19 protein-coding genes, 1 other RNA gene and 1 other annotated feature are annotated in these 22,193 nt (G+C 44.1%); of the genes, 17 read left to right on the plus strand and 3 right to left on the minus strand.

What is annotated here, in order from left to right:
* Positions 1-4 precede the first annotated feature (4 nt).
* From queA to yajC, 3 genes are read left to right on the plus strand one after another with little or no spacing between them, the layout of a single operon-like run.
* On the plus strand, positions 5-1,033 hold the full coding sequence (gene queA, locus AC622_RS04820) for a tRNA preQ1(34) S-adenosylmethionine ribosyltransferase-isomerase QueA (RefSeq protein ID WP_049670023.1): 1,029 nt from the start codon (positions 5-7) through the stop codon (positions 1,031-1,033).
* A 23-nt stretch (positions 1,034-1,056) separates the two neighbouring features.
* On the plus strand, positions 1,057-2,196 hold the full coding sequence (gene tgt, locus AC622_RS04825) for a tRNA guanosine(34) transglycosylase Tgt (RefSeq protein WP_049670024.1): 1,140 nt from the start codon (positions 1,057-1,059) through the stop codon (positions 2,194-2,196).
* 34 nt (positions 2,197-2,230) lie between these two features.
* The gene (gene yajC, locus AC622_RS04830) at positions 2,231-2,524 is read left to right on the plus strand and encodes a preprotein translocase subunit YajC (protein ID WP_049670025.1); all 294 of its coding nucleotides are present in this window, start codon (positions 2,231-2,233) and stop codon (positions 2,522-2,524) included.
* Between the two features lie 26 nt (positions 2,525-2,550).
* On the opposite strand, the gene AC622_RS04835 is transcribed toward yajC, so the two are convergent.
* Positions 2,551-2,952: a TIGR04086 family membrane protein gene (locus tag AC622_RS04835; protein ID WP_331456722.1), complete on the minus strand. Its 402-nt coding sequence runs from the start codon at positions 2,950-2,952 to the stop codon at positions 2,551-2,553.
* Between the two features lie 162 nt (positions 2,953-3,114).
* Here AC622_RS04835 and AC622_RS04840 point away from each other — a divergent pair, with 162 nt between their 5' ends.
* Positions 3,115-3,768 (plus strand): DUF421 domain-containing protein, encoded by a 654-nt coding sequence (locus AC622_RS04840; RefSeq protein ID WP_049672792.1) that lies wholly within the window; start codon positions 3,115-3,117, stop codon positions 3,766-3,768.
* Positions 3,769-3,773: 5 nt separating this feature from the next.
* Here AC622_RS04840 and spoVB read toward each other — a convergent pair whose 3' ends face one another.
* A complete protein-coding gene (spoVB, locus tag AC622_RS04845; protein ID WP_049670027.1) occupies positions 3,774-5,339 on the minus strand; it encodes a stage V sporulation protein B in 1,566 nt (521 codons plus the stop codon).
* Positions 5,340-5,471: 132 nt separating this feature from the next.
* On the opposite strand from spoVB, the gene AC622_RS04850 reads away from it, so the two are divergent.
* The 7 genes from AC622_RS04850 to dtd all read left to right on the plus strand — a co-directional run bounded on the left by AC622_RS04850 (position 5,472) and on the right by dtd (position 14,505).
* Positions 5,472-5,780: a post-transcriptional regulator gene (locus AC622_RS04850; protein ID WP_053103714.1), complete on the plus strand. Its 309-nt coding sequence runs from the start codon at positions 5,472-5,474 to the stop codon at positions 5,778-5,780.
* A gap of 247 nt (positions 5,781-6,027) precedes the next feature.
* Entirely contained in the window at positions 6,028-8,292 is a 2,265-nt protein-coding gene (secDF, locus tag AC622_RS04855; protein WP_049670028.1) for a protein translocase subunit SecDF, read from the plus strand.
* Positions 8,293-8,436: 144 nt separating this feature from the next.
* Positions 8,437-8,700 carry a LapA family protein gene (locus AC622_RS04860; protein ID WP_049670029.1) on the plus strand — a complete coding sequence of 88 codons (264 nt, stop codon included), beginning with the start codon at positions 8,437-8,439 and terminating at the stop codon, positions 8,698-8,700.
* Between the two features lie 75 nt (positions 8,701-8,775).
* Entirely contained in the window at positions 8,776-11,136 is a 2,361-nt protein-coding gene (gene recJ, locus AC622_RS04865) for a single-stranded-DNA-specific exonuclease RecJ (protein ID WP_049670030.1), read from the plus strand.
* Complete coding sequence (locus AC622_RS04870; protein WP_049670031.1) at positions 11,127-11,639, plus strand: adenine phosphoribosyltransferase; 513 nt, start codon at positions 11,127-11,129, stop codon at positions 11,637-11,639. Before recJ ends, AC622_RS04870 begins: the two co-directional genes overlap by 10 nt.
* Positions 11,640-11,856: 217 nt before the next feature.
* Positions 11,857-14,052: a RelA/SpoT family protein gene (locus AC622_RS04875; RefSeq protein ID WP_049670032.1), complete on the plus strand. Its 2,196-nt coding sequence runs from the start codon at positions 11,857-11,859 to the stop codon at positions 14,050-14,052.
* Positions 14,053-14,064: 12 nt separating this feature from the next.
* Positions 14,065-14,505: a D-aminoacyl-tRNA deacylase gene (gene dtd, locus AC622_RS04880; RefSeq protein ID WP_049670033.1), complete on the plus strand. Its 441-nt coding sequence runs from the start codon at positions 14,065-14,067 to the stop codon at positions 14,503-14,505.
* Between the two features lie 35 nt (positions 14,506-14,540).
* Here the strand turns inward: dtd and AC622_RS04885 are convergent, their stop codons facing one another.
* Positions 14,541-16,235 (minus strand): SH3 domain-containing protein, encoded by a 1,695-nt coding sequence (locus AC622_RS04885; protein WP_049670034.1) that lies wholly within the window; start codon positions 16,233-16,235, stop codon positions 14,541-14,543.
* Positions 16,236-16,414: 179 nt separating this feature from the next.
* On the opposite strand from AC622_RS04885, the gene AC622_RS04890 reads away from it, so the two are divergent.
* The 6 genes from AC622_RS04890 to AC622_RS04910 all read left to right on the plus strand — a co-directional run bounded on the left by AC622_RS04890 (position 16,415) and on the right by AC622_RS04910 (position 22,123).
* Positions 16,415-16,594 (plus strand): hypothetical protein, encoded by a 180-nt coding sequence (locus AC622_RS04890; RefSeq protein WP_049670035.1) that lies wholly within the window; start codon positions 16,415-16,417, stop codon positions 16,592-16,594.
* A gap of 57 nt (positions 16,595-16,651) precedes the next feature.
* Positions 16,652-16,884: a binding site (T-box leader), on the plus strand.
* Positions 16,885-16,984: 100 nt separating this feature from the next.
* Positions 16,985-18,262 carry a histidine--tRNA ligase gene (gene hisS, locus AC622_RS04895; RefSeq protein ID WP_049670036.1) on the plus strand — a complete coding sequence of 426 codons (1,278 nt, stop codon included), beginning with the start codon at positions 16,985-16,987 and terminating at the stop codon, positions 18,260-18,262.
* A 12-nt stretch (positions 18,263-18,274) separates the two neighbouring features.
* On the plus strand, positions 18,275-20,059 hold the full coding sequence (aspS, locus tag AC622_RS04900; RefSeq protein ID WP_049670037.1) for an aspartate--tRNA ligase: 1,785 nt from the start codon (positions 18,275-18,277) through the stop codon (positions 20,057-20,059).
* A 32-nt stretch (positions 20,060-20,091) separates the two neighbouring features.
* Positions 20,092-20,278, plus strand: a non-coding RNA gene (gene ssrS / locus AC622_RS20535) — 6S RNA.
* A 227-nt stretch (positions 20,279-20,505) separates the two neighbouring features.
* Positions 20,506-21,267 carry a tRNA threonylcarbamoyladenosine dehydratase gene (locus AC622_RS04905; protein ID WP_049670038.1) on the plus strand — a complete coding sequence of 254 codons (762 nt, stop codon included), beginning with the start codon at positions 20,506-20,508 and terminating at the stop codon, positions 21,265-21,267.
* 229 nt (positions 21,268-21,496) lie between these two features.
* Positions 21,497-22,123: an FMN-dependent NADH-azoreductase gene (locus AC622_RS04910; RefSeq protein WP_049670039.1), complete on the plus strand. Its 627-nt coding sequence runs from the start codon at positions 21,497-21,499 to the stop codon at positions 22,121-22,123.
* Positions 22,124-22,193 lie beyond the last annotated feature (70 nt).

The raw sequence follows: 22,193 nt of genomic DNA on the forward strand, positions 1-22,193 counted from the left end.
CATCATGAAAGTGGATTTATTTGATTTTCACTTGCCTGAGGAGCTTATTGCGCAAACCCCTCTAGAGAAAAGGGCAGAGAGCCGTTTGATGGTTCTTGATAAGCAAACAGGTGATTTGGAGCATACTAAGTTTAAAGAAATTACCAGCTTTTTAAAGCCTGGGGATTGTCTTGTCCTCAATGATACGAAAGTGCTCCCGGCTAGGCTTTACGGAACGAAGAAGGATACCGGCGCCAATATTGAACTGCTCCTTTTGAAACAAATTGAAGGAGATGTGTGGGAAACACTTGCAAAGCCAGCAAAACGGATTCAAGTGGGTACAGAGGTCGTGTTCGGTGACGGCCAGCTAAGTGCCGTCTGTGTGAAGGAGCTTGAACATGGCGGGAGAGAGTTTGAGTTCCGTTATGAAGGAATCTTCTACGAGGTGCTTGAGGAACTCGGTGAAATGCCTCTTCCTCCATATATTAAGGAGCGTCTTGCGGAACGAAGCCGTTATCAAACGGTGTACGCACGCGAGGAAGGTTCTGCAGCTGCGCCTACAGCAGGTCTTCATTTCACAGAGGAGCTCTTAGAAGAAATCAAGGCAATGGGGGTTCATCTTGCCTTTATTACCCTTCACGTGGGTCTAGGAACATTCCGTCCGGTTTCCTCTGATACGATTGAAGGACATGATATGCATGCGGAGTTTTACCAAATGAATGCTGAGACAGCAGAGCTTTTGACAAAGGTCAGGGAAGAGGGCGGCAAGATTTATTCGGTTGGCACAACTTCCACAAGAACGCTTGAGACCATTACAAGGGATCATGATGGGAAGTTTGTTGAGGCGAGCGGATGGACGAATATCTTTATCTATCCAGGCTTTGAATTCAAGGCGATTGACGGAATGATTACGAATTTCCACCTGCCGAAGTCCACCTTGATCATGCTGATCAGTGCGCTCGCAGGCCGTGAGCATGTATTGAATGCTTATGAAATGGCAGTGAAAGAGCACTATCGCTTCTTCAGCTTTGGCGATGCGATGTTTATTAAGTAGGATATTTGAGAGGAGTAGCAAGATTGACAGCTATACGTTATGAATTAATTAAGACTTGTAAACAAACAGGAGCGAGGCTGGGCCGTGTCCATACACCTCATGGCTCCTTCGACACACCTGCGTTCATGCCAGTTGGCACGCTCGCAACGGTAAAGACGATGTCTCCAGAGGAATTAAAGGAGATGGGTGCGAATATTATTCTCGGAAATACGTATCATCTTTGGCTTCGTCCTGGCACAGAAGTCATCAAAGCAGCCGGCGGCTTGCACAAATTCATGAATTGGGACAGGGCAATCCTGACCGATTCTGGTGGCTTCCAAGTGTTTTCTTTAAGCGAGTTCAGGAAAATTGAAGAGGAAGGCGTGCATTTCCGCAATCACCTTAACGGGGATAAACTGTTCCTCTCTCCGGAAAAAGCCATGGAAATCCAAAACATTCTTGGATCTGATATTATGATGGCCTTCGATGAATGCCCTCCATATCCTGCTGAGTATGACTACATGAAGAAATCCGTTGAACGTACATCTAGATGGGCCGAGCGCTGCTTGAAGGCGCATGCTCGTCCCGAAGACCAAGGGCTCTTTGGAATCGTGCAGGGGGGAGAATATGAGGATCTTCGCCGCCAGAGTGCAGAGGATCTTGTATCGCTTGATTTCCCTGGTTATGCCGTTGGCGGACTCAGTGTAGGGGAGCCAAAGGATGTCATGAACCGTACGCTTGAATTCACGACTCCATTCCTTCCAAAGGATAAACCTCGTTACCTCATGGGAGTGGGATCACCGGACTCCTTGATTGACGGCTCCATCCGCGGCATTGATATGTTTGACTGCGTATTGCCGACAAGGATTGCCCGTAATGGAACATTAATGACCTCTGAGGGAAGACTAGTCGTTAAGAATGCCAAATATGCAATGGACTTTGGCCCTCTTGACCCGAATTGTGATTGCCATGTATGTCAAAACTATTCACGCGCTTACATTCGCCACCTTATCAGATGTGACGAAACATTCGGAATACGCTTAACCTCTTATCATAATGTTTATTTTCTGTTAAACTTAATGAAACAAGTTCGACAAGCTATCATGGAGGACAGGCTTGGGGACTTCAGGGAAGAATTTTTTGAGAGATACGGGTTTAATAAACCGAATGCGAAAAACTTCTAACCTTTGATACACATCAATAGAAAGGAGTGAAAATATGTTATCTCAATTCTTATTGCCAATCATTCTTTTGGTGTTCTTTTACTTGGTATTGATCCGACCACAGCAAAAACGTCAAAAAGAAACAGTTAAGATGCAAAACGATCTCCAAAAGGGAGATAAAGTCATTACTATTGGCGGTTTACACGGAACTGTGGATGCTGTCGATGAAGATAAGGTCATCCTTAAGAGCCCGGATGGTTCACGCTTAACGTTTGAAAAGCGCTGCGTAAGCCAAGTAGTCCAAAAGAAAGAATCCGTAGCAACTGCTGAAACAGTAACGGATAAATAATAGAAAACCTAGCCAGCTTAAGCTGGCTAGGTTTTTTTCATTTCTGGGCCCCCGCTTAAGTTTACGCCGAGGACACCGCCCATCATCGCCGTCACGATGAAGCAGGCATTATAGATGAGCTGTTTAGATGTGAATAAGGCATCAAGACCGAGGTATTGATAGAGAAAGACAATCAGCGTATAAATAAGTCCCGTCCCGCCCCCAAGGAGCCACCCTTGCTTCTTTCCTTTCCCGCCCGCAATGAAGCCGCCGATAAAAAGGGTGAGAAAAGACAAAATCATGATGATATACGTCAGGGAAGATTCTGCAACATTGGTGAATCTCAGGATAAGAGAGAAGAACAGGCTGAATACGGCAGCCATGATGAAGATCGTCACGACACCGTATAGAATTGCTGAACCTAAGTTTCTCGATTCGATTGGAATCAGCTCCTTTCAACCAAAAAAGTATGTCTTACCAATACTTTATTCAGCTTGGGAATATTTAGAATGTTTTTTTGTACAACCCGTCATTTAATGTGATTGAGCCTTGAGGTTATAGCAAATACTATTCATTGCTAGATTGGAAAAAGAGGAGAGCGAGTGGGTTTCATGGATTATTTAATGGTTATCTGGAGGACAGTGTTTCTTTATGTCGTGATATTTTTTGTATTTCGGATTATGGGAAAGAGAGAAATAGGAGAGTTAAGCCTGCTTGATTTGGTTGTATTCGTCATGATTGCTGATATTGCTGTCATCGGAATTGAGAATTATGATGGAGAGATTATAGAGGCGGTATTGCCTATTGTCACCCTGTTTATCATTCAAATGACCATTGCCTATGCATCCTTGAAGCTCCCCTTCTTGCGCAAGGTGATAGATGGTGAACCGACGTTCCTTATTCATAATGGTAAAATCAATCAAAAGGCGATGAAAAAGCTGCGCTATAACATGGATGACTTATTGATGCAGCTTCGCGAAAAAGGGGTCAGGAATATCAGTGAGGTGGAGTTTGGGATTGTGGAGGCGTCTGGAAAGCTGTCTGTCTATGAATTTGTGGAGCCGGCGCCATTGGCTGCTGTGAAGCCAGCGCCAATCCTTACCCTCATTCAGGACGGAAAAGTCATGAAGGAAAATCTTAAGGGGATTGGACGAACAGAAAGCTGGCTCACAGCTGAGCTTAGGCGATATGGGCATCCTGATTTGAAAGATGTCTTTCTATGCAGCCTGGAGGATGATGCTTTACGCATTTTTAGAAAGGAATGACAGACTTATTTGAATGGTGTTAATGCGGCTAGGATTGTCCCAATGATTGGTATTCTCCGGATTTCATCTTTGCGGATGATTCCAGTTAACATACTGCCTGCCAAGAAGAATAAGCTCATGGCAGAAGCAGAGAGAAGAATTCGATTTAGGGCAGGAACGTCGGTCAGCCAGTTGAAATAGAGCATATGTCCAATGATGCCGGTAAACACCATCACGATAAGCGCCATTAAATATTCATGCAGATAAATGGTTAGACTGATCTTTTTCATGACACTGGCGAAATGAAGCATGGTCACGAGGACAGTGCTGACACAAATCGCGATTGCAGCTCCCATAATACCGAATGATGGCTGGGCAACAAGTGTAATGATTAAGACAATCTTGACCAATGAGCCGATAATGCTGTTAAACATCGCTGCTTTAGCCATATTTAATGCCTGCAGAACCGAGTTAAGCGGCCCCTGATAGAAAAAGAAAATAAAGAATGGAGCCATGAAGCGTACATATACACCCGCATGCTCATTATGATAAACAGCTTCCATGATGGGATGAGCTAACACAAATAAAACGACCACCGCGAGCGTCCCGCTCAGGAAAGAAAGACGGAGAGACTGCTGGATGCGATGAACAACCTGCTTAATATTCCCTTTTGAATAGGCCTCACTTACAGCTGGGACAAGTGAGACACCAAGTGATATGGTGATAAAGGAAGGCAGCATGAGCAAGGGAACAGCATAACCCGCGAGCTCCCCGTATTGGGCTGTGGCAACGCCTGTTGCGACACCTGCTGCGGCAAGGCTTCTCGCTACGACAATCGGCTCAATGAACCAAGTGATAGAACCAACCATACGGCTCCCCGTTGCCGGGATAGAGATGGACAGCAGCTCCATCAATGTATCCTTGCCTCCTGCAGCATAACGGAAAAATTGTTTGCGAAGACGGAAGGGCTTTTTCACTTTAAACATGAACATTAAGTAAAGGAGCGATGCAAGCTCCCCAATAACAGAAGCAATCATGGCGCCTGCTGCGGCATATTCAATTCCGTATGGCAGAAAAGCCTTTGTTAAAGCAGCGATCATGGAGATACGAATTACCTGTTCAACCACCATGGAAATGGCATGGGGCTTCATATTCTGCTTACCTTGGAAATATCCCCGCAGAACGGCTGATATAGCCGCAATCGGAATGATGGGGATTATGGCTATTAAAGGATAATATGTCCGTGAATCTGTAAAAACATGGGTGGATAGATAAGGAGCCAGCAAGAATAAGATGGGGGTAAAGATGGCAGATAAACCACCTGTAACCGTTAACGCTACAACGAGAATTTTTTTCGTCTTCTGATGGTCCCCGCGTGCCGTTGCTTCTGCCACGAACTTTGATATCGCAATCGGCATGCCGAGCTGAACCGCCGCAATCACTAGAAATAAGGAGGGCAATGCCATCATATACAACCCTACGCCTTCTTCCCCGATAAAGCGGGCTATGACGATTCGGTTCACAAAACCGAGCACTCTCGTAATCAAGCCTGCAATCATCAAGATCACTGTGCCCCTGATAAAACTAGACATTCAATTCCCTACCTTCTCAAAAAAGCTGCAATCTATTACAATTAATCTATATGCAGCTAAATGGGCCAACCATGACAAGCTTCAAGGATTTAGTGAAAAATACATACTATATTGGCTTGGAGGATGATGATTATGGCACAACAACACCCATATGAGAAATATCGTCAAGAAATGCATCCTGCGCTGAAAAGCAAGCAGGAAGAGTTTGAGCTGCTCGGCTATCCAGAAATCACAGAGGAGGACATTTGGAGATGTCTGATTCAGAAGAAATGGAAGAAGGCTAATGCTGAGGCACGACAATATGAAATCATTCAAGATATCATGCAGCTGAAAGTGTCAGATTACATGAATTATGCCACTACTGCCGCCTTGATTGAGGGTGAGAGCATGAAGAAGGATATCGCCGCTGGATTGGAGGATTTTAAGGATCTATTCTCGTGATGGAAATGGCTTGGGTCAGCAATGGCCCGTATGCGTCAATCTTTGTAAGAAAATTCACATCTTTTGAACGAAATATTTCCATATATTGTGGAATCAAATTGACACTTAACCCGCAATCTTTCATAATAAGAACGTTATAGGAAAGCAATCTTTTTGATTGAATCAACTAGGCACATGTTTTACCAAGCATAGCGTCCTTTCATGCTGCTTCAATCGGAAAATTTCAATTAGGAGGCTAATTTACATAATGGTAAAAAGAAGCAGAATCGTCGCTTTCTTGCTCATTGTTCTCGTATTAGGCGGGACAATGCTTGGAACGACAGAAAATGTTATGAAGAAAATTAAACTGGGCCTCGACCTTCAAGGCGGCTTTGAAGTTCTGTACAAGGTTGAACCGCTTAAGGAAGGCCAGAAAATTAATGATAATACTATGTCTGCAACGGCAAGTGCGCTCGACCGACGGATTAATGTTCTCGGTGTAAGCGAGCCGGTCATCTCGATTGAGGATGATAACCGGATTCGCGTTCAGCTTGCCGGTGTAGAAGACCAAGAAAATGCACGTGAGATATTATCCACCTCTGCAAATCTAACCTTCCGTGATGTTAATGACAAAATCATGCTTGACGGAAGCGACCTGAAGGAAGGCGGAGCCAGCCAAAGCTATGATGAAACGAACCAGCCCGTTGTTTCTGTCAAGCTGAAGGATGGGAAGAAGTTTGGCGAAGTCACGAAAGAAATTCTCGCCATGGCACCAAATAATCAGCTTGTCATTTGGTTGGACTTTGAAGAAGGAAAGGATTCCTATAAAGCAGAGGCAGCAAAGGAAGACCCGAAATTCATTTCCGCTCCTAATGTAAACTATCAGATTAATTCTGATGAAGTTATGATTTCCGGAAACTTTACAGTTGAGGAAGCGAAGGAGCTTGCATCTGTCTTGAATGCAGGGGCTCTTCCTGTTCAATTAGACGAAATTTACTCCACATCAGTAGGAGCATCCTTCGGGGAAGAAGCGCTCAACAGTACACTATTAGCTGGTGTGATTGGTATTTTAGCCATCTTCCTATTTATGATGCTGTACTATCGTTTGCCGGGTGTGGTAGCTGTCGTTACCCTGTCTGCTTATGTGTATTTAATCATTCTAGTCTATGACTGGATGAATGCCGTGCTTACACTGCCGGGTATCGCCGCCCTTATCTTAGGGGTTGGGATGGCTGTCGATGCGAATATTATCACCAATGAGCGGATTCGTGATGAAATTCGAAAGGGCCGAACAATCAAAGCAGCCTTCAAGGAAGGGAACAAAAACTCCCTCTCCACGATCTTCGATGCCAATTTAACGACTCTGTTAGCAGCCATTGTCTTGTTTGTGTATGGGACAAGCTCTGTTAAAGGCTTTGCGACAAGCTTGATTGTCAGTATTTTAGTCAGCTTTATCACAGCCGTTTATGGAACCCGCCTCATTATGGGATTATGGGTAAACAGTAATTTCCTTGATAAGCGTCCAGGCTGGTTTGGTATTAAGAAAAGCGAAATTCATGATTTAAATGAATTCAAGAAGGATAAATATTTACCAACGAAATTTGATAAATGGGATTTCATTAAGCCTTCTAAGAAATTCTTTATCCTTTCCATCATCGTTACGCTGATTGGTATTGGCTCCTTATTTGTAAGGGGGATGGATTTGGGAATTGACTTCTCAAGCGGTTCACGGATTCAAATTACGTCAGATGAGAAGATTTCCGTAGAGAAGATTGAAGCTGATCTTAAGGCAAATGATATTGAAGCCCAGGATATTGTCTTGACCGGCGATGATGATAAATCCGTTGTCGTGAGAACGAAGCAGGTGTTCAATAAGGACGAAATTGCTGCGCTTGGCACCTATTTCAATGATAAATATGGTCATAAGCCAAATGTAAATACTGTGTCTCCAACCGTTGGAAAGGAATTAGCGAAGAATGCCATGATAGCAACCGCGATTGCATCAATCGGTATCATTATCTATGCGAGCATTCGCTTTGAATGGAGAATGGCCCTGCCTTCTGTATTGGCGCTCTTGCATGATGCATTTATGATTATCACGATATTCAGCATATTCCAAATTGAGGTAGATTTAACCTTTATTGCTGCCGTACTGACGATTATCGGTTACTCCATCAACGATACGATTGTTACCTTTGACCGGATTCGTGAGAATATGCGTCAGAAGAAACGTATTAAGACACGGGCTGAGCTTAATGAAATTATCAATATCAGTATCCGTCAAACATTGGTGCGTTCAATCAATACGGTTATCACCGTGCTTGTCGTTGTAATCGCGATGATGATTTTTGGCAGTCAGTCCATCTATAACTTTAACTTGGCCTTGCTGATTGGTCTTGTAACGGGCATGTATTCTTCAGTCCTGATTGCGGCACCATTATATGCAATTTTAAAGGGCGGGGAATTAAAGAAAAAAGGCACATTAAAGACCTACAAGGAAAAACGAGTTACATCTGACCAGCCGCAAGTATAAAGCTGGAATAACCTAAGGCAGTCCGATCATCCGGGCTGCTTTTTTGTGTACGCAAAGGAGTAGGATGTCTATTTACAGAGGAAAAGGGAATAGATAAATGGCGAATATATTTATGTTTTCTTGAATGGAAGGAGGACATGAGGAATGAAGAAATTGCAATGGTTTGTTATACTTGGCATCGTGTTTACCGTCATAGTAGCTGTCTTTGCAGTTGTCAATGTAGAGGATGTAGCCGTTAATTATGTGTTTGGAACGGCCTATTGGCCGCTTATTCTCGTTATATTAGGGTCGGTTGTCATGGGTGGGGTAATTGTCGGGTCAGCATTGGCCGTAAGGATTCTTCATCTGTCGAAAGAGCTGAAAAAGCTGAAAAAAGAGCTTGGCAGGGAAGAGGAACATGAGGAATGAACGAAAATTTTCTATCTCCTGCATTGAACCTTTGACATTATTTTTTTATAATAGGTAAGTCAGAGGGGTGACATGATGTTACAATCAAAAACGAGATGGCTATTAAAAAAAGCCGATGAAACGATTATTCATACATTAATGAACGAGCTCAATCAGCCGCGGATTGTGGCTGCGCTTTTGGTCAACAGAGGTATAAAGACCGTAGATGCTGCACGGTCTTTTTTATATGCGGATGAACATGATTTCTATGATCCGTTTCTGCTTTCCGGAATGGAAGAGGCAGTGAAACGGATCGTCAAGGCAGTCAAAAACAATGAGAAAATCATGATATATGGAGATTATGATGCTGACGGTGTCAGCAGTACGACCGTATTAAAGCTTGCCTTAAATCAGCTTGGTGCAGAACAGGTTGATTGGTATATCCCCAACCGCTTTACAGAAGGATATGGACCGAATAAGGAAGCCTTCGCAAAAATCAAGGAAATGGGAACATCCCTATTAATTACCGTAGACTGTGGAATTTCAGGCATTGAGGAGGCGCAGTATGCGAAGGAACTCGGCATGGATTATATTGTGACAGATCACCATGAACCAGGACCGGTATTGCCGGAGGCATTAGCGATTCTTCATCCGAAAAAGCCTGGCGAGACATATCCGTTTCACGAGCTTGCCGGAGCAGGAGTAGCCATGAAGCTCGCCCATGCTCTATTAGGGGAGCTGCCTGAGGAACTGATTGGTATTGCAGCAATTGGAACGATTGCTGACCTTGTTCCACTTCATGACGAAAACCGGCTGATTGCCTTAAGGGGTCTGCAAGCATTGAAGCGCACGAAAAGACCTGGATTGCTTGCCTTATACAAAAAGGCCGGGATCGCGATGGACAGCTTTAATGAGGATTCGATTGGCTTTGGCATTGCGCCTAGAATAAATGCGGTCGGGCGATTGGAGGATGCAGATCCTGCTGTTGAATTGCTCTTGACGAATGATGAGGCGGAAGCAGAGCGGATTGCGGAGGAGATTGATTTCTTGAACAAGGAGCGCCAATCCATTGTTAAGGAAATCACGCAGGAAGCGATAGCTGAAGTGGAAAACCGTTTCCCGCTCGAGGATTATCCTGTCCTTGTCATCGCAAAGGAAGGATGGAATCCAGGGGTGGTCGGTATTGTTGCCAGTAAGCTTGTGGAGAAATATTACCGTCCAACCATCATCTTGAGCATAGACCGCGAGAAAGGAACGGCGAAGGGTTCAGCACGGAGTATCCCAGGGTTTGATCTCTTTCAAAATCTATCCTTAAACCGGGAGCTGCTTCCGCATTTCGGCGGGCATCCTATGGCTGCTGGGATGACGCTGAAGATAGAGGATGTAGATGAACTCCGTTTACGTCTATGTATGCAGGCAAAGGACATTCTGAAAGAGGAGGATTTCCAGCCGGTGACAGAAATCGATGGAGTAATCTCCATTGAGGAGGTTAGCTTGAAGCTGATTGATCAAATGGCCGGATTGGCACCTTATGGCATGCAAAACCCGAAGCCGCGCATTCTGATAGAAGGTGCAGAGGTCGCAAGCATGCGGAAAATTGGTGCGGATAAAACGCATTTAAAGCTTGCTCTTTTAGAAAATGGTGTACAATTAGATAGTATCGGATTCGGGCTTGGCGAAATCTGTGATCATTTATCTCCCTATGCGAAGGTGTCTGTTATTGGCGAGCTGGCAGTCAATGAATGGAATAACTTAAAGAAGCCTCAATTATTCCTGCATGATTTGGCTGTTGCAGATTGGCAGTTATTTGATTGCCGAGGGAATGCGAAAACTAATCCTAAACCAGCAGCCATTCCAGAGAAACGGAAAATGATTCTCTTCCGTGAGGAGAGCAAATCCATGCTGGCTAATGAGGATGAAGGTGTTCTCATTGAAACGCTCGAGGCAGCTAAAGCGGAGGAGCTTGACGGGATGAATATCGCCTTTTTAGACCTTCCAAATCAAAAAGGGATGATTGAAGCCCTGTTGGAAGGAAAGCAGCCGGCGAGAGTGTATCTTTACTTCCGAAACGGCGGCGATGATTATTTCAAGGCATTCCCGACAAGAGAGCAATTCAAATGGTATTATGCGATGCTGCTCAAAAAGGGACCGATGGATTACAAGGACATGTCTGAGAGGATTACCCATTTCAAGGGCTGGCCAAAAGATACAATCGATTTTATGACAAAGGTGTTTTTTGAGCTGGAATTTGTTACAATAAGAAACGGACTCATTAGTTTAGAGAAGAATAGCCCAAAGAGGGACTTGGCAGAGTCTGACACCTATCAAGCACGAAAAGCACGAATGGAATTAGAACAGGAACTATTGTATGCCCCATCCAATCAACTATATCAATACTTCAACCAGCAGATTGGATCTCGTGATGATTACAAGGAGGAAACAAAGCAATGGATTTAAAAAATTATATAGAAATCGTAGAGGACTGGCCAAAACCAGGTATCAAATTTAAGGATATAACTCCTCTTATGGCAGACGGTGCCGCATATAAAGATGCGACAGACCAAATCGTCGAATATGCCAAAGAAAAAGAAATCGATATTATTGTTGGGCCGGAAGCTCGCGGATTCATCATCGGATGTCCGGTTGCTTATGCAATGGGAATTGGCTTTGCTCCTGTACGGAAGGAAGGGAAACTTCCAAGGGAAACCATCAAGGTTCAATATGGATTGGAGTATGGGAAAGATGTCCTGACTATTCATAAAGATGCCATCAAGCCTGGTCAGCGCGTGCTCATCACAGATGACTTGCTTGCAACAGGAGGAACAATGGATGCAACCATCAAGCTTGTTGAACAGCTTGGAGGAGTCGTTGCCGGATTGGCATTCCTTGTTGAACTGACATACCTTGAGGGCCGTGATAAGCTCCAAGGCTATGATATCCTCACATTAATGGAATATTAAGCATATATTAACAGGCGTTCTGGAGCTAGAACGCCTTTTCTCGTACCAATAATCGTTTATTGACGAAACTATACAGCAAATTGACGTTCGTTACTTTACAAGAAAACTTTTTTTGAAGATAATAGATACAATCCTCATTTTTAACGCTAACCCATTAGGGTTTTTTATATAGAGTGAAAAGGCAAAAACGTGGAAATACGGAGTAAAAGGTGATCTCATGGCAAATGAACAAATTTATACGGCCGAGCAGGTATTTGATAAAGCAAGAAATTATATGACCGAAGAGGAAGTGGCTTTTTTAGAGAGGGCCTATGAATTCGCAAAAGAAGCGCATAAGGAACAGTTCCGTAAATCGGGCGAACCTTATATTATTCATCCTGTGCAGGTGGCAGCCATTCTTGCAGACCTTCAAATGGATACGTTCACGGTCGCTGGAGGCTTCTTGCATGATGTCGTGGAAGACACGGATGTGACACTCGAGGATATCACACGAATCTTCAATGAGGATGTCGCTCTCCTCGTCGACGGGGTAACAAAGCTCGGTAAGATTAAGTACAAATCAAAAGAAGAGCAGCAGGCGGAAAATCACAGAAAAATGTTTATTGCCATGGCGAAGGACATTCGCGTCATCATGATTAAGCTTGCCGACAGGCTCCATAATATGCGGACATTAAAGCATTTGCCTGTTGAAAAGCAGCGCCGTATTGCCAATGAAACATTAGAGATTTTTGCTCCGCTTGCCCATCGGCTTGGGATCTCCACAATTAAATGGGAGCTGGAGGATACGGCTCTCCGTTATTTGAACCCTCAGCAGTATTATCGAATCGTCAATCTGATGAAGAAGAAGCGGGCTGAGCGGGAGGAATATTTAGCAGATGTTATTGCTGAAATGAAAGATAAGCTTGCCGAAGTCTCTATTCATGCAGACATTTTCGGAAGGCCAAAGCATATATACAGCATTTATCGCAAAATGGTCCTTCAGAAGAAGCAATTTGAGGAAATCTATGATTTGCTTGCCGTACGTGTTATCGTGAACAGCATTAAGGATTGCTACGCGGTTCTTGGTATCATCCATACTTGCTGGAAGCCGATGCCGGGACGGTTTAAGGATTATATTGCGATGCCGAAGGCTAATATGTACCAGTCTCTCCATACGACTATTATTGGGCCAAAGGGTGAGCCGCTTGAAGTGCAAATCAGAACGGTTGAGATGCACCGGACAGCGGAGTATGGGATTGCCGCCCACTGGGCTTATAAAGAGGGCAAGGACTTAACCTCCACACAAAGAATGGATAAGAAACTCGATTGGTTCAGACAAATCGTTGAGTTCCAGGATGTATCCACGAATGCGGAGGAATTCATGGAATCTCTCAAACTTGATTTATTTGCCGATATGGTCTTCGTATTTACGCCTAAGGGCGATGTGTTTGAACTGCCAATTGGTTCAGTGCCGATTGATTTTGCTTACCGGATTCACTCAGAGATTGGCAATAAGACCATTGGTGCGAAGGTGAACGGGAAGATGGTCACGCTTGACTATGTACTGAAAACAGGCGATATCGTCGAGATTTTAACCTCTAAGCATTCATACGGACCAAGTCAGGATTGGCTTAAGCTGGCGAAGACATCCCAGGCAAGGAACAAGATTCGACAATTCTTCAAGAAGCAGCGCCGAGAGGAAAATATCGAAAAAGGCAAGGAAATGGTCGAAAAAGAGCTAAAGGCTCTCGACTTTGACATAAAGGATGTATACACTCCTGAAAACCTGCAAAAGGTAGCAGAGAAATTTAATTTTGCCAATGAAGAAGATATGTATGCAGCGGTAGGCTATAACGGAATCACGGCAGCACAAATTGCGACAAGATTGACGGATAAACTCCGCAAGAAGCGTGAGAAGGAGCAAGAGGTCAGCTTAATTGATGCGGTGAGCGAGCTTCGGATGATACCGACAACGAAGAAGAAGGATTCTGGTGTCAGGGTGAAGGGCATTGACAATATGCTCATCCGTCTTTCCCGCTGCTGTAATCCGGTTCCTGGTGATGAGATTGTCGGTTACATTACGAAAGGGCGCGGGGTTTCGGTTCACCGTGCAGATTGTGTCAATGTACTAGATGAAGAGAGCAAGGAAAGAATCATCCCGGTTGAGTGGGAAAGCAGCATGTCTGACCGGAAAGAGTATAATGTAGACATTGAAATCAGCGGCTTTGACCGGAATGGCTTATTGAATGAAGTGCTTCAAGCTGTCAGTGAGACGAAAACGAACATTACGGCCGTTTCCGGCCGTACGGACCGCAATAAGAGTGCAGCGATCACGATGTCAATCTCCATCTATAATGTGTCTCATTTGCAGAAGGTCGTGGATCGAATTAAGCAAATACCAGATATTTATTCCGTCAGAAGACTGATGAGTTAGGGGTTAGGATAGATGAAAGTCGTGTTACAGCGCTCAAAGGAAGCGTCCGTTACCGTTTCTGGTGAAGTGGTTGGTCAGATCTCCAATGGTTTTGTTTTGTTAGTGGGGGTAACCCATGAAGATACGATGGAGGACTGCCGCTATCTAGCGGATAAAATCGTGAACCTGCGTGTGTTTGAAGACGAGAACGGCAAGATGAATCATTCCCTATTGGACGTTAAGGGAGAAATCTTGTCTATCTCGCAATTCACGCTTTATGGGGATTGCCGTAAAGGGCGCCGCCCAAATTTCATGGCTGCCGCCAAACCAGATTTGGCAGAAGAGCTTTATGATTATTTCAATGATTGTTTAAGAGAGAATGGAGTACAGGTAGCAACGGGTTCATTTGGAGCCATGATGGATGTTGCCTTGATAAATGACGGACCTGTTACCCTGATCTTGGAGAGTAAATGAAAAAGAGAGCAAAGGCACAAGCCTTTGCTCTTTTATTATTTATTTAAAAAGCTCTTGAGACCATTTAAAAGACCGTTAGTGACCAGCTCTTGATAGCGGGCTGTGTGAAGAAGTGATTCTTCAGCTGGATTACTGATATAACCTAATTCAACGAGGACAGCAGGGCGCTTATTCTCACGTAATACCCGGAGGCTTGCCTGCTTCACGCCTCTGTCCTGTGACTGGCTGTTTGTCAGCAGGCTATGCTGAATGTGGGAGGCGAGTTCCAGCTGATGCCCATGCGTATAGTAGGTTGTGATTCCGCCAGCTCCGATATCTGCTGCGCTGTCATAATGGATGCTGATAAAGGCGTCTGCATCCTGCTGGTTGGCAAGGTGAGCACGGTCACTTAAGGAGATATATTGATCGCCGCCGCGTGTGAGAAGTACACTGGCTCCTTGCTGTTTAAGCTTTGATGACAGCAGAAGAGCAGTCCTTAGAGTCAGCTGTTTTTCAAAAAGGCCGCTTGTTCCGATGGCACCGCTGTCCATCCCGCCATGTCCTGCATCAAGAACAATCAATTTTCCAGTTAGGGACCCAGCCTGTACAGCAGATGCTGGACGTACCTTTGAATCAGAAGATAAAAGCCAATTTGCGATAAAGCCAGAGCTTCCATCACTCAGTTCAATCTCGGCCCAGTTATCTTTCATCCCGATTAACTTATAGGAGTCTCCCAAGTTTGCTTGCTTTGCAATCGGCTGATTTGTTCCAGGGCCTGTCCGAATATTAATCTTGTCACGGGTGATGGTGATTTGCTTGCCGGCCTCTTTTTTTCTTTTTGGGCTTGTCTTATTATCCAGTGGTTTAGCATACCAGGAGGCAATCCATCCCTTTTGTCCATCCTCAAGCATAATTTCATACCAACGGCCATCTGTCCTCCGCACCTTATATGTATTTCCTTTCTTTACCGAGCCGATGACATGTGAGCTCATTTTAGGAGAAGAGCGGACATGCAGGGAAGAAGCAGTAATTTCTATACTCAATTTCCCGCTGCGGGAGTCGGCCTTTCTTTTGTTGATATATTGGCTGCTAATCCAGTAAGAATGTCCTTGATACTGAATATTTGTCCATCCATTTTCCGCGTTTATGATCTCAGCAGATGAGCCCTTTTTGATTTTGCCGAGTATTTCTGCGGTGGGGGAAGGGCCACTTCGCAAATGAACAGAGTCTGCGGTAATGGTGCCTATTGTATGATCGGCAGAATCCATTCGGATATACTCCTCTGAAATAAATCCAATACTAGAACCGGCTTGAATTTCAACCCATGAGCCAGACTGGCCTGTAACCTCGACCTTGGTATCCTTGGAAAGGACACTTACAATGGGATAACTGGTTCCAGGACCTTTGCGCAATCGTAATCCTTCAGCAGTGATGGTCCCTGAAGTAGAGACTGATTCCTGTTCCGAGTTCTCGCCTTTGGCAGTCACGAGCCATTCTGCGACCCACCCGTTCTTCTCATCATTCACCTGAATTTTGAGCCATTCTCCTTTACGCTCTAGAACCGTAAAACGGTTCCCTTCCTCCACTTTCGCGACGATTGGATAATCAAGACCTGCTCCGCTTCTGACATTAATCAGGCTGTCCTTGACGATAACCTCATTTTGCTTAGTGAAGGCTGTTGGCATTAGGGCGGTTTGAGACAAAAGTAAGGTCAGGGCGATTAGCCCCGTCTTTCGATTGAGCTTTCTCATCTTATGCTCATCCTTTCGTTTCTAATTTACCTGATTCAACCATGGCTGATGGACGTTTTGTCTATTTACTTGACAGGATTCGTGCATTTTTTGAAATCACCTGAAAGGTTCGCTATCTTTTCGGGAATACTGATAAAGGCTACGAAAGATTGAACATAATGTTTAAGGAGTGCATATAGATGACAAGACATAGTGACAAAGCCTTTTTGGCTCAGAATGTAGATAATCAGCTCTTTGGTGTGGACTTTCATGATTTTTTGGTAAAGGAGGAGCATAATTCAATGGTAGAGCTTGCCTCTGAATTTGGATTATCGGTCCGCGATGTGAAACAGTTAAAAAAGAAATTAGGGCGCTCATAAAGGTTGACAAAGGAACTTTTACTTCGTAATATTAATTAAATAAAAATACATAATAAATCAATTCCAATGATGGTGAAGAGTAATTTTGATCCCACATGAAAAGAGAGGAAACGCCCTGGGCTGAAAACGTTTCTACATGTGCCTTAATGAACGAACACACCGTAGGATTCTCCCTGAAAAATCACGTATCTAGTAGGGGTTGAACGTTCACAGGCGTTAACTGTTAAAGTGGGGAGGCTTTTATGTCTCCAACTAGGGTGGCACCGCGGGTAACAACTCCCGTCCCTTGCATATTGCATGGGATGGGGGTTGTTTTTTATTTTACCTAAAAATACCTTTTCATTCCATTAGGGAATTAGGATAGAGAGTAAATTAAGGAGGAAGTTTCAGATGGCTGTTCAAATTCCAAGGGGAACTCAGGATATTCTTCCTGGCGAATCAGAAAAATGGCAGTATATTGAACGGGTGGCGAAGGAACTATGTGACCTGTATCAATATCAGGAAATCCGCACACCAATCTTTGAGAGCACAGAGCTGTTCGAAAAGGGCGTGGGGGATACAACAGATATCGTACAAAAAGAAATGTACACATTTACCGATAAGGGGAATCGAAGTTTAACCCTTCGACCGGAAGGTACGGCAGCGGTCGTTCGTTCCTTTGTCGGCAACAAAATGCACGGAAACGCCGTTCAGCCGGTTAAGCTTTATTATAATGGACCAATGTTCCGCTATGAGCGTCCGCAAGCAGGCCGATTCCGCCAATTCGTCCAATTTGGCGTGGAGGCACTTGGAAGCTCAGATCCGGCAATTGATGCAGAAGTAATCTCACTTGCAATGAATATTTACAAGAAGGTTGGTTTAAAGAATACAAAGCTTGTCATTAACAGCCTTGGGGATAAAGAAAGCCGGACAAAGCATCGGGAAGCCTTGATTAAACACTTTGAGCCGCGCATTGGCGAGTTCTGCTCTAATTGCAAAAACAGGCTTGAGCGCAACCCGCTTCGTATCCTTGATTGCAAGGAGGACCGCAATCATGAGTTGATGGAAACGGCGCCGGCTATTATTGATTACTTAAATGAGGAATCATTGACCTATTTCAAGAAGGTAACTGGATACCTAGATGAAATTGGCATTGAGTATACGGTTGACCCAACCTTGGTTCGAGGACTTGATTATTATAATCATACTGCCTTTGAAATCATGCTTGATTCAGAGGGCTTCGGTGCTATTACAACCCTTTGCGGAGGCGGCCGGTACAATGGGTTGGTTCAAGAAATGGGCGGTCCTGAAACGCCTGGAATCGGATTCGCCTTCAGCATCGAGCGTCTGCTCTCAGCTCTTGAAGCAGAGAAAGTTGAATTGCCGATTGAGAAGAAAGTTGACTGCTTTGTCGTCTCCTTAGGAGAAGCGGCACAGGATTATTCTGTGAAGCTTGTCAATGACCTTCGCTTGAATGGCATTTCAGCAGAGAAGGATTATTCAGGGCGTAAGGCAAAAGGGCAATTCAAAGCAGCTGACCGTGTACAAGCCAAATATGTGGCTGTCCTTGGTGAAGATGAATTGAAGGAACAGCAAATTGCCTTGAAAGATATGGAAAGCGGCGAGCAGCAAACCATTGCTCTCACTGAGCTTGTGACAGTATTACAATCTAAACTTGGGTCTATTTGAGGAGGAAGAAGGATGTTTGGGAGAACATATTTTTGTGGCGAAGTGCCAGAGAAAGCTATTGGAGAAGTTATCACAATCAAAGGATGGGTACAAAAGCGAAGAGACCTTGGCGGGCTGATTTTCATTGACCTTCGTGACCGTACAGGGATTGTCCAGGTTGTCTTCAATCCGGATGCCTCACCTGAAGCGCTCAGTACAGCGGAAAAAATCAGAAGTGAATATGTCCTTAGCGTAACAGGTAAAGTTATTGCCCGTGAAGGTGGTACTGTCAACAAAAACTTAAAAACAGGTGCCATTGAAATTCTCGCGTCTGAAGTGACCATCTTGAATGAAGCGAAGACACCCCCGTTTTCCATTACGGACAAAACGGATGCTTCAGAGGATATTCGCTTAGCATACCGCTATTTAGACTTGCGTCGTCCCGCGATGTTCGAGACCTTTAAGATGAGACATCAGACAACCAAAGCCATTCGTGATTTCTTAGATTCAGAAGGATTCTTGGATATTGAAACACCCATTCTGACAAAGAGCACACCAGAGGGAGCACGTGATTATTTGGTACCAAGCCGTGTGCATGAAGGAGAATTCTATGCATTGCCGCAATCTCCTCAAATCTTTAAGCAATTATTGATGGTCTCCGGCTTTGAACGCTATTACCAAATTGCTCGCTGCTTCCGTGATGAGGATCTTCGTGCAGATCGCCAGCCGGAATTCACGCAAATTGATATTGAAACAAGCTTCATGAGCCAAGAGGATATCATGAACATGACTGAGCGTATGATGCAGAAAGTGATGAAGGAAGTCAAAGGCGTTGAGATCACCCTCCCACTTCCACGCTTAACGTATAAGGACGCAATGGGCAGATACGGCTCTGATAAACCAGATACACGTTTCGGCATGGAACTGATTGACTTAAGTGAACTAGTCAAGGATTCTGGATTCAAGGTATTTGCTTCAGCTGTTGCAAACGGCGGAGAGGTAAAAGCCCTTAACATCAAAGGAGCTGCGGCGAATTACTCTAGAAAAGATATTGATGCTTTAGGAGAATTTGCCGGCCGCTATGGTGCGAAAGGTCTTGCGTGGATGAAGATGGAGGAAGAAGGCTTAAAAGGTCCGATTGCGAAATTCTTCCAAGATGAAGAAGGAAAAGCATTGATTGAGGCAACGGAAGCTGTTGCTGGCGATTTACTAGTCTTTGTTGCTGACAAAAAATCAATCGTAGCTGATTCCCTCGGAGCGCTTCGTGTGAAGCTTGGTAAAGAGCTGAAATTAATCGATGAAAGCAAGTTCAACTTCCTTTGGGTGACTGACTGGCCATTATTCGAATATGATGACATGGAAGGCAGATACTATGCTGCCCACCATCCATTTACTATGCCGGTACGTGAGGATTTGCCAATGCTTGATGAAAATCCAATCGATGTAAAAGCCCAAGCCTATGACCTTGTCTTAAACGGCTATGAGCTAGGCGGCGGAAGCTTGCGTATTTTCGAACGCGACATCCAGGAGAAGATGTTTGAAGCCCTAGGATTTACGAAAGAGGAAGCAAATGAGCAATTTGGATTCCTTATGGAGGCCTTCGAGTATGGCACACCTCCACATGGCGGAATCGCCCTTGGTCTTGACCGTTTGGTAATGCTTCTTTCCGGAAGCACAAACCTTCGCGATACCATTGCATTCCCGAAAACAGCAAGTGCAAGCTGTATGCTGACAAAAGCACCTAGTGAGGTGTCTGAAAGCCAGCTTGAAGAACTTAGTCTAAAGGTCACGAAAAAGGAATCTACCTTGAAAAACTAAGATAATTCTGATAAAATTTAATTATATTAAAGGACGTCCTGAAGTGTACGTTATGCAACCTTATTGTTTTGACCGAACATTTCTTTTAACGGGAGTCCGGCGTTTACCGTTTGCACAAATGCCTTGTCTGAGGGGACTTGTAACATAACGGAACAGGACACCCACCTGCCGAGGGCGGGCCAAAGCATCAGGCATCAAACGGCACATGTCGGGACGTCTGTACATACGTTTTCTATTATTTCCGCTTTGCCATTTCGCAAGGCGGATTTTTATTTTTTATCATAAATACATTTAAACCTATCTGTAAAATATGATATGATTTTATCTGGCTATCTGTGAGATAAAAGAATGGCAGGATTGCCGTTTTGGAAGTTATCATGATGTTTAGAATAAGCTAACAAGGAAAAGAGAAAAGAAATTAATATATATTGGAGTGAAATGTACTTATGCTGCATCAATTTTCACGAAATGAGCTTGCCATAGGCAAAGACGGACTTGAAACATTAAAAAATACCTCTGTCGCCATTCTTGGGATTGGAGGAGTTGGCTCGTTTGCGGTTGAAGCATTAGCGCGTTCCGGTGTAGGGCGCCTGATTTTAGTGGATAAGGATGATATCGATATTACTAATGTCAACCGTCAGATTCATGCCCTCTTATCAACGGTCGGCCAGCAAAAGGTCGATGCGATGAAGAAGCGTGTTCTGGAAATCAATCCTGAGTGTGATGTCGTGGCTTTGAAGATGTTTTATACAGAGGAAACGTATGAGGAGTTCTTTGCACAGAAGCCGGACTTTATCATTGATGCCTCTGACACGATTATTTACAAAATCCATCTAATGAAGGAGTGCTTAAAGCGAGGCATTCCGATGATCTCAAGTATGGGTGCGGCCAATAAGATGGACCCGACAAGATTCCAAATCGCAGATATCTCCAAGACGCATACAGACCCATTAGCGAAGGTCATCCGGACAAAGCTGAGAAAAGAAGGCATTCATAAAGGAATTCCAGTCATCTTCTCAGATGAGAGCCCAATTGTGCCAAAAATCGATGTCACTAAAGAGGTTGGAAATCAGGATGCAGAAATCCGCAAAGCGAAATTCCCGCCTTCATCAAATGCCTTTGTCCCCTCCACAGCAGGATTAATTGCAGCAAGCTGGGTTGTCAAAGTGGCATTGAAGGATATTAAATTAAACCGAGTAAATGATTAACGAATAGATAAATGAAAAGCTCTGTAAATGTTGACAGAGCTTTTTGTTTTGCTCTTTTTATGCTTTTTGAGCATAATTCCTGCAATACCACTACAAGGGTGGTAATATGTTACCTTGTTCCATATATTTTCTCACATTCCATAGGAGAGCTATAGGATGGCACAGGAATATGGACAAAATAGAATGAAACTCATTACTGAGACACCCATTCATCTAGGAGGAGATCATCATGAACGTATTAGTTATCAAAGCCAATAATCGTCCAGATGGAATATCAACAAAAATGTATGAGACATATATAGCGGAAGCGAAAGCATCCAATATAAATGTTGCAGAGTTCGATGTGTTTGCTGAAGATATGCCATACTTTGGACAGGAGCTGTTCACTGCCATAGGCAAACTTCAAAATAAAGAAGCGCTAACAGAGGCAGAGGAACGCCTGTTAGCTGCAAAACAAAAAGCAAAAGAGGCAGTCGCGGCTGCGGATACCATTGTATTCGCCTTCCCATTATGGAATTTAACGATTCCAGCACGGCTGCACACATTCTTTGACTATATTTTCGAAGCAGGCTTTTCATTCCGCTATAATGAGAAAGGCCAGCTAGAGGGTCTGCTTGGGAATAAAAAAGCTGTTATTCTATGCGCCAGAGGCGGGGTATATTCTACTCCTGAAATGGCACCTCTTGAAATGGCTGCTAACTATGTACACCATGTCATCAACATGTTCGGCATGAAGCTCGAAGATGAGGTGATTATTGAGGGTCATAATGCGGATCCTTCCAAAGCCGAGGAAATCATTGCTGAAGGTTTGGAAAAAGTGAAAGCATCTGTTCATAAATTATTGCAGCATGCATAAACGAGAACGTCCCATCCAGCTGGAAAGTCTAGCTGGATGGGACGTTTTTTGTTAGGTATAAATAAATGGA

This window comes from Bacillus sp. FJAT-27916 (assembly GCF_001183965.1).
GTDB lineage: Bacteria > Bacillota > Bacilli > Bacillales > Pradoshiaceae > Pradoshia.